Source organism: Streptomyces sp. MCA2 (assembly GCF_023544705.1).
Classification (GTDB): Bacteria; Actinomycetota; Actinomycetes; order Streptomycetales; family Streptomycetaceae; genus Streptomyces; species Streptomyces decoyicus.
On record NZ_JAMJFM010000018.1, the window covers coordinates 117143 to 130733 of the forward strand.

The following is a 13591-nucleotide window of genomic DNA, read 5'->3' on the forward strand; positions in this document are numbered from 1 at the left end:
ATGACGACGCAGCAAAGTTCCAACTGGACCACGCCGCAGGCCGTCCTCGAGCGCCTCCGCAAACGCTGGAACACGGGTACCTACCTCACCCAACTCGCCGACGGGGCACCCTGGGAACCCGTCGAGATTCCCCTGCGCGGCCCGAAAGCTGGCGACATCACCCGCCACTACGACGACGTCCTCGCCTGGACCGAATCGTGGGCGCCCAGCGCGCACCGGCACCTGCGCATCGAATGCCGCCGGCTCGGCGGGCGCCTGGCCGGCGTGAACAACATCCCCGACCGCGTCTGGATCGACGACCGCGACGACCTCTGGCGCCTACTCGGCGTCGCCCCCACGGTCGCCCGCTACCAAGCCGTGCTGGCCTCCACCCAGGAAAGGCTGCCCGCTCTCATCGACTGGATGGTTGCCCACCCCATGCAGGTCCTCCAGCGGGAGGCCGACTGGCACCGCCTGGAGGACACGATCCGCTGGATCACCGACTACCGTGGCCCAGCCGTCTACCTGCGCCAGCTCGACGTACCTGGGGTGGACACCAAGTTCATCGAACGCCACCGCGCCATCCTGACCCCCCTGCTCGAACAGTGCCTTCCCGACGACCGCATCGACGCCGAGGCCGCGCGCACTGACTTCGCCGCCCGCTTCCGTTTCCTGCGCAAGCCCGCCTACCTGCGATTCCGGCTGCTCGGCGGCGAGTCGCTGGCGGGCTTCAGCGAACTCAGGGTCCGCGCGGATGAGTTCACCGCACCGCCGCCCGGCATCACGACCGTGTTCGTCATCGAGAACGAAACCACCTACCTCGCCTTCCCCGACCAACCCCACAGCATCGTGATCCACGGCGGCGGCTACGCCGTCACCCAACTGTCCGCCCTGACCTGGCTGCACGATGTACGTCTCGTGTACTGGGGCGACCTGGACACTCACGGTTTCACCATCCTCGACCGGCTGCATCGGGCCTTCCCGCACACGCAGTCCATCCTGATGGACCGGAGCACTCTCCTGGAGCACCGCGGCCAATGGGTGAAGGAGGACGCTCCCACCCACCAGCCTCTCGGCACGCTCACCCCGGACGAAGCCGACGTCTACGCCAGCCTCGCGGACGGCGAGTTCGGCCCCAACGTGCGACTCGAACAAGAACGCGTGCGCTACCACCTGCTCGAAGTCGCCCTCAACGACCTGCGCCAAGGGCCGCGGTGACCAACCCTCGTGCCTGGCCGGCAGTCGGAGACCGGGAACTGCGGCGTCGCTGCCGTTCTGTCGCGCCCCGGGGTGCAGGCGTGGCGTCGGAGCCGAACGGATCGATCTGCAGACCAAATACCCAGAGCGGCATGGGCCCCACGACCGATGGGCTGCGCGGCAATCGCCGTTGGGGCTACATGGGTTGAGACACACCCCTTTTTCGGAACAGACATTCGAAAGGAATGATGCTCCGGCGGGGGGTCCTGCGTAGACGGGGACCTGATACGACGACGCCCCGCCGGCTTGCTGCGGCGGGGCGTCGTCGTGCAGCCAGCGCGCTACGCGCGGCCCCGCCGTTCTCGTCTTTTGTCCCCAGAACCAGTCAGCCATCAGCCCACGCCGGGGCAACTAGGGATGCGAGCTCTCGATGCCTTTTCGGGAGCCATGGGCCCGGGCTGACCGGGGCGCAGTGGTACTGACTAGCCGGGTGCCGATTCGCTGCGCCAGGTGCTAGATGAGCGCCAGCCCGGGGCGGTGCAGGCATCGGACCGTGGCGCATCGAGCACACACCTGGTCACCAACTTCTCCGCCGGGCTGCCGACTACTGACCGGGTGCCCGCGCGGCGGGGCCCTCCAGCCAGCTCCTGATGCGCCGGGACCACTCCTGAATCTCGAACGCAGCCCGCGACCGTTCGTCTCCGTACTGGTCCAGCACGGCGAAGCTCGCGTCAACCACACTCAGGGCGTCGTCGTGACGTCCCTCGTCGCCGAGCAGGACGGCGAAATTGATCAGGCTCATGGCGTGGTCCGTCCAGACGCGCCGCGCCTCCTCCGGAGGCAGGGCACCGTAGATCTGGGTAGCCTCGGCGACGGCCGTCCGAGCCTCGCCCTGCCGTCCCAGGTCGCCCAGGCGGCTGCCCAGGTTCGTGAGACTCCTCGCCAGATCGCCCCCGACCGCCGGCTCACCCAGCTCGGCCCTTCGGCGCCCGATGAGAACAGCCTCCTCGATAGCCTGGAGTGCCTCACGGTACCGACCTGCCTCCGCCAGGCGGTTGGACTGGTTGTTCAGGGTCATGGCGTGGCCCGCGCCGAAGACGCCGAAGTCCCGGCGCCTCAGCTCCCGGTACAGCGTCTCCGCTTCGGAGACCGCGTCGAGACTCTCCCCCGCCCGGCCGGCTTCGCCCAGTCGCACGGAAAGATTACTGAGGGCCTCGGCGAGACCAGACGAGAAGGGGACGGAGGCGGAGTTACCCCCTACCGACAGCAGCTCTCGGTACACCTCCACGCTCTCCAGGGCCGCAGCGAGCGACTCCTCCCGCTGCCCCACGGAGGCCAGTTGGTTCGAGAACGTCAGGAGAAGACGGGCGAATTCCAGCCCGTAGGTGCCGATGTCCCGCCCCGCCAGATCCCGAACCCGCCGGACGTCCTCAGTGACGACCTCCTCCGACGCTCGGTCGGCCGTCGGGCCTCCGGACGCAAGGGCGAACGCCTCGGCCAGGGCGGCGGCGGAGGGTCTGCGGGCGGGGTCATGCTCCAAGCAACGCCAAAGAGTCCGCAGGAGCACCGGGCCGATCCCGGGGTTGGTCAAGGGACCATGTCCCGAGTTGTCGGCCCTGGGGTCGCTCCACCGTCCCGAGAGGAAGGCCAGCAGCAGCGCACCGACGGCGTACACATCGCTCTGCGGCGTGAGCGACCGCCCGTCGTCGTCCGCCTCCAGGTAGGTGTCGCTGAGGGGCAGCACGTCGCGGTGAGCACTGTCGACTCCGTCGATCGTCGCGGTCGCCCAGCCGACCAGCCGGACGTCGCGGTCGGTCACGAGAACGGCCAGGGGTGAGAGCGAGCCGTGCACGAGCCCCCGAGAGTGGGCGAAGGCAACGGCCTCCGTGAGGCCCAGCCCGATCCGCAAGAAAAGCTCCTCCGGGACCGTTCCCCCGTGTTCGTCGAGGACGGCGCGCAGGTTCGGTGCGGGCGGTGAGGACGGGGCGTCTGCGCGGCGGTGGACGCAGCTCGCCGCGACCCACGGCAGCTCCCCTGTGGTGGGCGCCGCCACACCGAGGAGTGCGGGGGCATGCGTGCCCTGCATCCGCGTCAGGCACTCGGCTTCCGTCCGGACGAGGTCCCGCGCGGTTCCCGGGTCGCGGGTATGCAGCATGACCGGCGCCCGGACCGTGGCGACGGTGCCGTCATCGTCCTCGGCCAGGTACATCGTCAGGTGAGGCCAACCGTGGGCACTGCGTGCACGGAGCCGGAATCGACCGAACCGTACCGGGTCCTCCGGCAGGAGCTCCACCCAGCCGGCTGGCGGGGTCTCACCCGGCGCGTCGTCGTACGCCTCATCAGTCCCGGCGGCTGCGGAGTCCCGGGGCTCGGTGGAATCCCCGGTCTCGCCCCCGGGGACACGGGTTTTCGGCATGGGCGCCACCGGCCTTGCATCGGCGGACGGGATGCCGAGCCGCGTTAGCGCCTGCTCCCGTAGCCAGCCGAAGGAGCGCCCGGTGTCGTCGATGACGGCCGCGCCGTCCGGGTGCCCGACCCACGCCGGGAAGACCGGGGCGCGGCCGACGGCGGCCTCAATGCGCTGCGTCACAGCTTCGGCGGTGCGCAGCAATTCCCTCGGGGAGACGGCGCTGAGGAGAACGCGCCGGGCGCCGTCTGTGAAGTCGTACCCCCGATGGTGCGGCAGCCGGTCCGCACCGTCGGCGTCGAGCTCGTGCATCAAGCCCCCTAGGAACACCTCCATGAGGTGTCCGATGTCTGTCGGTGGCCCGAGGGCGGCCTGCACCAGGCGCATCACGGGCGGCGTGACGGGGGCGACGGCCGCCACGTGGGCCGCGAGCCGATACGCCTCGGCGGACGCGGCCTCCCTGAAGCGGAGTACCGCTTCGGCGGCGTCGCCGTCCCGGGCGTCGGCGACGGTCCGGCTGGAGCCGGGACGGCCGGCGTCCCACAGCGGGAGGAGCGCTGTGCCGCCGGGTGAGGCGACGAGCCACGCCCAGTCGGCGACGGCCGCAGGGGTCGGCGCGAGGACCGGGACGGGTACGGAGTCGAAGCGGACCAGGTCGGGCGGCAGGTCAGGGTCGGTGACGTGCCAGGCGCGGGTGGGGCCGCCGCGGCGATGGGTGGTGACCTGCCAGCGCCGTGCGCCGATGCCGGTGCTCGCCCAGAGCCGGGACGGCAGTGCCTGGACGATCGCGATGGGACCGCAACGTCCCCAGCGGTCCGTCACCCGGCGCATCCCGCCGTCCCGCCGTCCCGCCAGGCTTCGCCCACACCGTCGCTGACGACCAGGACGAGGGTGTTGCCGGTTAGGTCGCACAGTACCTTCGGCGATAAGAGCCGGCCGCGGTGGCGGTAGGGGGTGGTCCGCAGAGACGGAGTGTCGCTGCGCGTGTCGAGTCCGTACACACGCACGTCTCGGAAGGCCCCGGCACGTTCCATCAGTACCCGGACGTCGGCGGCGAGCCGCTGCCAGAGGACCATGGAGACGCCGTCGTCAACCACGAGGGCCAGGGACAGCCAGCGGGTGCGCACCGCACGGGCGACGGTCTCGGGCACGCCCGTCTCAGCGATGGCAGCGACGGTTCGTGTGACGTCGAGTTCCTGCTGGCGCCGGTCGGGGAAGCGCTGCCGCAGCGGCCGGAGGGACTTGCCGAGCCGGAGCTGCCCGGCGCCGAGGGTGCTGCTGTCCGGGGCGCGGACTGCGAACGCCGGTGACAGGCCCGCGAGCGCTGGCGCGTCTTCGTCGGGACTGGGCTGCGCCGAGGCCAGAAGCGGGCGCGCGGACCGCTTCTTCGTGGACTCCGCAGCGGTCGGCTCTGGTGCGGGCTCCGCGGTCTCCGGCGCCGCCACCGTCGACCCGTCGTGGTGGGGCTCGCCGTGCCGCTCCGAGCTCGCAGCGGCCACGCCGGCGGAGCGCACCAGGGGCCCGGAGTCCCGAGGCAGCTTTCCGGCGAGCCACATGGCGTCGAGGAGTTCCTCCAGAGAGAGCTCCACCCCGCTCTCGGCCAGGACCTTCGTCACGCGCGAGATCACGGCGTCACACGGCTCCGCCGAGACGGTGCAGGACGCCCTGCAGGAGGGAAGCCGCGTCGAGGTTCACGCCACCCTTGCGGAGGAAGACGGCGTTGAGCAGCTGATCGGTGGCCAGTTCGCCCTCGGCGCGGCGTTCGAGGAACTCCCGCAGCAGGTCGTCGGTGTCGTCCAGGGCGTCGGGACCGAGGTGCGCGGCGACGATCTCCCGAAGCCGCCGCTCGTTGGGCTCGGGGAGATCGAGGCGAACGCAGCGCCGCAGGAAGGCGGGCGGGAATTCCCGTTCGCCGTTGCTGGTGATGACTACAACCGGGAACTCACGGCAGCGGACGCGGCCACGCGTGACCGGGGCGGTCTCATCCAGGTCGTCGGTTCGAACGTGTACCGGTGCGTGGCTCGCGGGCAGCCGGGTGAGTTCGGAGATGGCGAACTCACCCTCCTCGAAGACGGTCAGCAGGTCGTTGGGTAGGTCGACGTCACCCTTGTCCAGCTCGTCGATGAGCAGCACGCGGGGGCGCTCCCGGGGCACAAGCGCGTTGCCCAGAGGGCCGAGCCGGATGTACTGGCCGATGTCCGGTTCGGTGCCGTCCGCGTCGCGCCGCAGGGTCGCCTCGCGCAGCCGGCCGACGGCGTCATAGAGGTAAAGGGCATCCTGAAGAGTTGAGCGGCTGTTCACCGGCCACTGCAGGACACGGCCGAGCGCGAGTTCGTGAGCGATGGCGTGGGCCAACGAGGACTTGCCCGTGCCAGGCTGCCCGGTCACCAGGAGGGGCCGGCGCAGGTGGAGTGCCGCGTTCACCACCTCCACCTCGTCGGGGCCGATGAGGTAGGGCCGCGGGTACGGAACCCTGTCACCGGTCACGGTCTCCTGCCGGTCGAACCGGCGCCACGGGGGTGCAGCGGGGAACGGTACCTCACGGCGCTCGCCGTCTCCGCGGAACAGCCACCAGTCGTCGCCTCCGCCGTCGGAGGATGAAAGCCGAGGGCTTGTACCGGCCAGGGGCTCTGAGGTGGTCATGACGCGTGCGATCCTCTCCAAGGGTCACTCAGTTGAAGCGACTCAGTCTGCGGGAGACGACCTTCCGGTTCCCACACGAGGGAGGGCCGTGCCCGCCGCTCCGCCGGGCAAGCCGCCGAGTCGCTCCGGAAGCCCCGGACCCGCTCGGGAAGTCCCTCCAGGTCGCCGGCGGGAGCCAGGATCTCCAGTCTCCCTGCGTCCTCGTAGCCAATGGCCTCACGGTCCCACAGCACGACCGGGACGCCCAGGACGAGACATTTCAGCAACCAGGACCGACGCTCGTTGGCGGGGCCGTGGAGAACCACCCGCGCGGTATCACGATGCTCAGTCTTCAGCAGATTCACGAGCTGCCTGGCGTCGCCGGACGTCCGGCCGGTGACGAGCACCGACGCGCGTCCGTTCTTCCACCGGCGCTCCTGGTCGCCTTCGCGTTCCGGCCGTTGGTCACTGAGTTCCGGGCAGCTCAGGGAGACGCGATAGTCCGCTCCGATCGGCCACGCCGGAAGAATGTCGTCGAGCGCTCCGGGCTCCCATTCGTCGACGGTCAAGTCGAGCCCCGCCCGGTCGACCACGACGGTCACCCACGGCACATGGTCGCCTTGCCCCGGCTCCTGGGCCGCAGCGAAGACCGCCTCGCTCAGGGTGCTCGCCGCCTCGCGCGGGGTCTTGGGCTCCGACTCCGCCTCCTTGAGCACGCGGTACGAACCGTCGTCGCGGACGAGCAGAATCCGGACCCGGTACCGGTTGTCTCCCGCGGCGGGGTCGTGTGCCAACTCCATCACGACCCGCGACACCGGCGACGCTGCGCGCTTCGCCCACTGGGCGGCGTCCGCACGCCGCTCGCCCAAGGCCCCGGCGTGGATACCGAGCCGCCGGGCGGTCTTCCCCGACCACTCGCGCAGGTCGTCGCCCAGCCCGTCGCCCGCGGCCGCCGCCACGTACTCGACGAGCCGCAGTAGCGCCGGCACCGGCGGGGCGTCCTCGGGACCGCTCACACCGTCGGACAGATCCTCCAAGCCCTCGACCACGCCGCAGACATCGTCCGCGCTGAGCTGCGGATGGGTGAGGATCTCCGGAAGTACGACGTACCGCAGCGCCTCACCGGCTGTTCGGGGCAGCAGCGCCGGCTGCTTCTCGCAGACCCGGCGCAGCAGGCCGATCAGGGCGTCGTACTCGTTCACGGAGAGCAGCGACCCGCAGTCGAGTGCCCTGGCCCACGAGAACAGACGAGTCAGAGCGGCGCGGGCCGTCCCCTGCGCGCTGCTCGCGAGGGCTTCGCCGAGAGACGCGAGCGCCCGGGGATGCGCCATGAGGAGCGCCACGAGGTCGGCAGCGGTGGGCTCATACCCCTGGGCCTCGTAGCCCAGTTCGCGCGCCAGGGCACGGGCGTGATCGACACGGACGCCGGGGTGCGAGAACAACGGCGCGAGCAGCTTCTCCAGTTCGCGCTCAGCGGGCGTGCGCCCGGCGGCGGGCCCGGCCTCGGGCAGGGACGCGCCGATCGCACTCAGCTCGGGAGACCGACCGGTTTGCTCCTCGACGCGGGACACGAAGCCGCCGTCCCCGGCGAAGGAGGACACCGGCAGTGCGATCAGCCGGCGGGCTCCGTAGGCGTGGTCCTCCTCGGTCACGACGCCGACGAGGTGGCCGCCGCAGAAGATCGCCGTGCCCGAGGCCCCGCCCCAGGCGTTCCCGCCGTCGGTACGGGCGGTAGGGGCCGGTCCCTGGTCGAGGACGTAGCGGTCCTTGCCTCCGGAGAGGACCGGCAGGACACCGCGCAGGTGCTCCGGGGCCCGGGTCTCCCCTTTGGCGGCCCAGGGATAGCCGATGCCCTCGTACGGCAGTGGCGCGGTGCCCGCTGGGCAGCCCCAGCGGACGGAGCCGGGCGGATCGATCTTACGGTCGATGCGCAGCAGCGCGACGTCCAGTCCATCCGGGTGGACCCAGAGCAGCTCCGCGTCCGCGCGCGTCGTCTCGCCATCGAGGTGATGGCCTACGCGTACGGTGATGACCGGCCACAGTGTTCCCGTGTCGCGGTCCTCCAGCACATGGCGGGCGGTCAGTACGAGCCGCGGAGCGATCAAATAGCCGGAGCCGACGGTGAGGCGCCCCTCACCAGTGCCCCCACTGCGGATCAGCGCCAGTCTGCGGCGATCCACGTCACTCCTCGTCCAGCGACCCGAACTCGTCGTCGCCAATCTCGGGGCGCGCGCCTCCGAGGGCCCGGTCCTTGACCGACAGCTTCAGCACCAGCTTGTGGGTACGGACGGTGGATTGCTCGCCCCCCGCGCCGACGACAACCACGCCGAAGGAAAGCTTGCCGTCCCCCTTGGCAGAATTGCGCAGCTCCAGCTGCAGCTCCAGCTCGGCCTCTTCGACGCCGAAGGCGAACTGCTGGTTGACGCCAAGCTGCTGCGCCTCGTACAGCTCTTGGCGCAGCTCCTCGATGGCTGCCGCCAGTCCGATAGTCGACACCTTCGCCCCGCCCCCGGTTCAAGACAATGAGAAAAACAGTAGGTCGCCGGTACGGTACAACGCTCGCGAGACACCGCAAACCTCGGTCATGGACAATGACTTGTGGAAGGAGCCGTCCACCGTATGCCACCGCGCGAGAAGAAGTCCACTGAGCAGGAGGAAACTTGAGCGCCTCCACCCCCGAGGAGATCCAGGCGATCCTCTGGAAGGCAGCCGACAAGCTGCGCGGCTCCGTCGACTCCGCCCAGTACAAGGAGTTCATGCTCGGGCTGATCTTCCTAAAGTTCGTCTCCGACGCGTTCGACGAGCACCGGAACAAGCTCGCCAAGGAGCTTGCCGAGGACGGCGTCTCGGACGACCGAATCGGCGTCTTCCTGGAGGACCGCGACGAGTACACCGGCGCCCACGTCCTCTGGGTACCGGAGACCGCCCGTTGGTCCTGGATCGCCGCGAACGCTAAGAGCCAGGGTGTGGGCAAGCTCCTCGACGAGGCGATGGACACGGTCATGCGGGAGAACGCCTCTCTGGCGGGCGTTCTCCCCAAGGTCTTCAACCGCGATGACGCCGGCCAACAGCGCGTGGCCGAACTCTTCGACCTCATCACCGACGCGCGCTTCGGCAGCACCGAGGACAAGCCGGCCCAGGTCGTGCTGGGCGACGTGTACGAGTACTTCCTCAACAACTTCGCGCGCGCGGAGGGCAAGAAGGGTGGCGAGTTCTACACCCCTCAATCAGTGGTCCGGCTGATCGTGGAGATTCTGGAGCCGTACAACGGGCGCGTGTACGACCCGGCGTGCGGCTCAGGCGGCATGCTCGTCCAGGCGAGCAAGTTCATCGAGGCACACGGGGGCCGCGGCCACAAGGCCGACATCGCGGTCTACGGCCAAGAGGTCAACGAGCGCACCTGGCGCCTGGCCAAGATGAACCTCGCCATCCACGGCATCGACGCCAACCTGGCCGCCCGTTGGGGCGATACCTTGGCCGACGACAAGCACCCGGACGTCAAGGCCGACTTCGTGATGGCCAACCCGCCGTTCAACATGAGGGACTGGGCGCGGGACGAGAGCGACGTCCGTTGGCAGTACGGGGTTCCTCCGAGGAACAACGCCAACTTCGCGTGGCTCCAGCACGCCGTCTCGAAACTGTCCGACCGCGGGACGGCCGCCGTCGTCCTCGCCAACGGCTCACACTCCTCGCCCAGAGTCGAGGCTGAGATCCGCCAGGCGATGGTGGAAGCTGACCTGGTCGCCTGCATGGTTGCATTGCCGCCCCAACTCTTCCGGACGACCCAGATCCCGGCCTGCCTGTGGTTCCTGACCAAAGACAAGTCCCCCCAGGGCGCGAAACGCCTGGACGACCGGCGCGGCACAACCCTTTTCATCGACGCCCGCGGAATGGGCGAGACGGTTGACCGGACCGAGCGGAATCTGACAGAAGCCGACCTCGCAAAAATCGCTGGCACGTACCACGCCTGGCGAGGCACGGCATCAGCGCAGGAAGCAAACCTGGTCTACCAAGACGAGTCCGGCTTCTGCTTCTCGGCGGATGTGGCGACTGTGCGCGAGCATGAGTACGCGCTGGCCCCGGCACGTTATGTCGGCGTGGGCCTGCCAGCCGCCGTGGAGCCGCAAGCGGTCCCGCGGAGCGGTCCCGCGGCCCTGATGAAGGACCTGTACGCAATCTTCGACTGAGAACCGCCAGCGAGCGCCCCCGGCTGGGCGGGGTGCCTGAGGCGGGTGAAGCGAGAACGCTGGGCACACGCCGTCTGGCCCCACACGCTCGTCACGACTGCACTACGCCACCTGGGACGGCCGCGCCCCTCGACGGTGCTGTCCTGCCCACGACGGCACCGTGGAACCTGTCATTGGTCGGGACCCGGAACATAGGCACGAGCACAGGCTGCCGCCGACAGGGCCGTTGGATAAACGCGGCCGTGCGGGCATCGGCCCGCGAAGGGAGGGAAAGTGCGCACGTCAGCGGACCGTATGGCGCACCTTGACCGGGTCATGGTGCGCTTCAGCCCCGTCAAGTGCGCTCGGGGAAGCCGGGGGAGTTCTCGACCTCGGTTGTGGTGGTGAGCGCACCGCCGACGATGATGGCGCCGCCGAAGACGAGCGGCTTGAGCTCTGGCGCGGGCGGTGTAGAGGGCGGCGGTGAATCCGGCGCGGCCGGTGTCGATGACGATGACCTCGCGTATGCCGGTGTCGGTCACTGAGGTCACGCGACGACGTCTAACCTGCCCCCCCCACAACGAGGAGCGGTGGGATTGCGCGTGTACCACCGCTCCTCTGCCCATATCTGGCAACCTTGCAGGTCGCTGAACTATCTGGGAGGGGACCCCGCTGTGACCGAAGTGCTGTCTAGCTCCGACAACGCCGGCGGCGACCGCGAAGCTGTCGAACAGGAGCGGGCCAAACTGCGGGAGTTTGTCGCAGGGCTGAGCGCGGACGACATCAAGTCGGGCGGCTGGTTCACGAAACTCTGCACCCAGGCGCTACGGTCGTACGCCGAGAAGGCCACCTGGGAGTACTTCCAGCAGAAGTACAAGGGCGTGCCCGCGGACGGCATCGTCGGGCAGCAGATCAAGCTCGCGGTAAAGAACGCCATGATTGAAGGCGGGATCACCTCCAGCCTTTACAACGGGACGATCGCCGCGACCATCGGGTCGTTGGGTGGCGCCAGCCCCGCCACTGTTCCGGCCGGTGTCGTCACCTTTATGGTTGACCTGACGTACATCACCCAGCTGCAGATGCGCCTGGCCTACGACATCGCGGTGATCTACCGGATTCCCCTGGACGTGGACGATCCCGAAGACACGATGAAACTCGTCCGGGTGGCACTCGGTATAAAGACCGGAGAAGTCGCCCGCGTCAGCCTGAAGTTCGTACCCGACCTGGTCCGGCAAGTCCTCAAGAAGTACTACTCCGGTCCGGTCCTTGCCGCCGCGAAAAGCCTTCCGTTCGTCGGGAAACACCTCCTGCAACGCAATATCATCAAGTTCGGCATCCCCGGCGTTGGAATCCCCCTGACCATCCTCGTGAACCGCTACACGACCTTGGCCGCAGGACGCTATGCCAAATCCGTGTTTCGTGACGAGGCAGAGGTGATTGAACTCGCTGACACTTTGATCCGACGTACGCGGCACCCGAGGCTGATGCTGTGGGTCGCGTGGCTCGTCATCAACGCGGACGGCGAGATCACTGACGCCGAGCGCCTGCTGTTCCAGCGGCTGACGCGGCTTGCCTGGGAACGGCATCAGGTCGATGACGAGCAACTCGCCAACGTCGTCAACATCGACCCGGAGGAGGTATGGCACCGCATCGATGCCGAGCCTGGGGATCTCAGTGACGTTGTCTACGCCGCCGAACGGGTCGCCGCCGTCGACGGGGATCTCAACACACACGAGAGGGCGGTCATCGCCGAGCTACGGGATCGCTGCCAGCGACGCTAAACCCGTGGTGCGCAAACCCCACACGAAGGCCGAGGTCTGCCACACGGCGGGGTCGCTGCCGGGGCGGCACCCACCGGTTGCCCGGAGCGGCTGGCATCGCGCGAGGTGCATACTGCGGTGACGGCCGCCCTCGCGTTGACGTCCTGGTCCCGGCTATGCCGGGAGCCAGCCGGAGTTCATGCGCACCTAGCCCGATCCAAACGATCACGCTCAGAAAGCGGATGGCGTCTGAAGTCAGAAAGCCAGGATGTTCATTCGCCTGCCGGGTGAGTCGACGGGCGTCCATCCTGGGGGCATGACGCAGTTCGCCGCCTACCCGGCGCCACAGAGCACGCAGAGGATCACGACACTCACGCGACGCGACATCTTCGACTACCTGTGCGGTGAGGGCGGCCCCTGGTGGGGAAGGCTCGACGAGATCGACTTTTGGGATCCCTGTACGACCTCGACAGGCTGGCGTCGACGGACTCCCGGTTCACGGCGGCACGTGAAGACATTATCCAGCACCGGATCAACAACCCACTCGACTGGTCTGACGACTGGGTCTTCGAATACCCCCAGTTTCAACTCCTCGATGGCCCTGACGAGGTTCTGCTCGCCTTCCTAGCGCGGTTCGTGCATCCCGAGGTGCAGCCCGACCTTGACCACTCATCCCAACGGGTCGCGAAGCTGAACCGCCTCCTCGGGCAGGACGGCTGGACCCTCCGCCCCTTCAAGTTCATATCGGGGCGGCCGGTCTACGCATCAGCCTCCGCACCGGACACCGGCCCGCTAGTCTCACTGCCGCTCGATGACGACGACACCGGCAAACTCGACCTCGTCGTCGGCCAGACCTACAGCCTCCTCGACCGCGACGGCGAGGAAGTCGCCCGAGACCTGCTCCGCCCGACTGTACTGACGCTGCGCCGCGACGGCGGCTTCTACCACCCCATTCCCGGGGACGGATGGACGGACGCCATGTCCGAGGCAGTCCTCACCGTGCCTTCTGTCCTCCTGCCTGCATTCACGGAGGCCGTCATCAACGCGGTCTGGCAACGGCTGGAAGCCGTACTCACCCGTCTCCAGCGCGAAGACGTCCATTCCCTCGTGGTCGAAGGCGACATGGGGCCGCTGCCGGCCGTCTCACCGGACTGGAGGAACCAGACGGCCGAGCCCGACCTCCCTGTCCTGCGGCGCCTCCGCATCGGTCTCCTGTCCACAGAGTTCGACGTCACGGCGCAGGACTTCTCAGATCTCGAGATTCGCGGCCAAGGATGCCCGTGCCCACCTCGGAGTTTATCCTGGAGGCGGATTCTCGATCTTCGACGACCACAGGGTCGAGGTCGAGGGATACCGCGGGTCCGAGACGATCACCGACCAGGACCGGGTCGATCTGTTCCGCAAGGCGTTCGGGCTCCTCCACCCCTCTGCCATCTACGGTCAGGCTGCCCGGGACCTGA

At 68.8% G+C, this 13591-nt stretch carries 9 protein-coding genes and 2 pseudogenes; 4 read left to right on the forward strand and 7 right to left on the reverse strand.

Annotation, left to right across the window (positions count from 1 at the left end):
- Nucleotides 1–1197, forward strand: a complete 1197-nt coding sequence (locus tag M8I34_RS17515; RefSeq protein WP_250050358.1) for a Wadjet anti-phage system protein JetD domain-containing protein — start codon at nt 1–3, stop codon at nt 1195–1197.
- 583 nt (nt 1198–1780) lie between these two features.
- On the opposite strand, the gene M8I34_RS17520 is transcribed toward M8I34_RS17515, so the two are convergent.
- Genes M8I34_RS17520 through M8I34_RS17540 form a run of 5 tightly spaced genes read right to left on the reverse strand, consistent with a single transcriptional unit; the run spans nt 1781 to nt 8701 of the window.
- On the reverse strand, nt 1781–4405 hold the full coding sequence (locus tag M8I34_RS17520; protein WP_250050359.1) for a tetratricopeptide repeat protein: 2625 nt from the start codon (nt 4403–4405) through the stop codon (nt 1781–1783).
- Nucleotides 4402–5199 (reverse strand): hypothetical protein, encoded by a 798-nt coding sequence (locus tag M8I34_RS17525; protein WP_250050360.1) that lies wholly within the window; start codon nt 5197–5199, stop codon nt 4402–4404. Before M8I34_RS17525 ends, M8I34_RS17520 begins: the two co-directional genes overlap by 4 nt.
- Nucleotides 5200–5215: 16 nt before the next feature.
- A complete protein-coding gene (locus M8I34_RS17530; RefSeq protein WP_100572677.1) occupies nt 5216–6226 on the reverse strand; it encodes a MoxR family ATPase in 1011 nt (336 codons plus the stop codon).
- Nucleotides 6223–8385 carry a trypsin-like peptidase domain-containing protein gene (locus tag M8I34_RS17535; protein WP_250050361.1) on the reverse strand — a complete coding sequence of 721 codons (2163 nt, stop codon included), beginning with the start codon at nt 8383–8385 and terminating at the stop codon, nt 6223–6225. The genes M8I34_RS17530 and M8I34_RS17535 overlap by 4 nt, the downstream gene beginning before the upstream one ends.
- Before the next feature lies 1 nt (nt 8386).
- Nucleotides 8387–8701: a trypco2 family protein gene (locus tag M8I34_RS17540; RefSeq protein WP_250050362.1), complete on the reverse strand. Its 315-nt coding sequence runs from the start codon at nt 8699–8701 to the stop codon at nt 8387–8389.
- Nucleotides 8702–8865: 164 nt separating this feature from the next.
- Between M8I34_RS17540 and M8I34_RS17545 the strand changes: the two genes are divergently transcribed.
- Nucleotides 8866–10392, forward strand: a complete 1527-nt coding sequence (locus M8I34_RS17545; protein ID WP_250050363.1) for a class I SAM-dependent DNA methyltransferase — start codon at nt 8866–8868, stop codon at nt 10390–10392.
- 343 nt (nt 10393–10735) lie between these two features.
- Here M8I34_RS17545 and M8I34_RS17550 read toward each other — a convergent pair.
- Nucleotides 10736–10913 (reverse strand): annotated as a pseudogene (locus M8I34_RS17550) (thioredoxin-disulfide reductase); the annotation flags it as partial.
- Nucleotides 10914–11045: 132 nt separating this feature from the next.
- On the opposite strand from M8I34_RS17550, the gene M8I34_RS17555 reads away from it, so the two are divergent.
- Complete coding sequence (locus M8I34_RS17555; RefSeq protein WP_250050364.1) at nt 11046–12152, forward strand: hypothetical protein; 1107 nt, start codon at nt 11046–11048, stop codon at nt 12150–12152.
- 399 nt (nt 12153–12551) lie between these two features.
- Nucleotides 12552–12839: pseudogene (locus tag M8I34_RS17560) on the forward strand (DUF4263 domain-containing protein); the annotation flags it as partial.
- Between the two features lie 90 nt (nt 12840–12929).
- On the opposite strand, the gene M8I34_RS17565 reads toward M8I34_RS17560, so the two are convergent.
- Nucleotides 12930–13232 carry a hypothetical protein gene (locus M8I34_RS17565; RefSeq protein WP_250050394.1) on the reverse strand — a complete coding sequence of 101 codons (303 nt, stop codon included), beginning with the start codon at nt 13230–13232 and terminating at the stop codon, nt 12930–12932.
- Nucleotides 13233–13591: the final 359 nt, after the last annotated feature.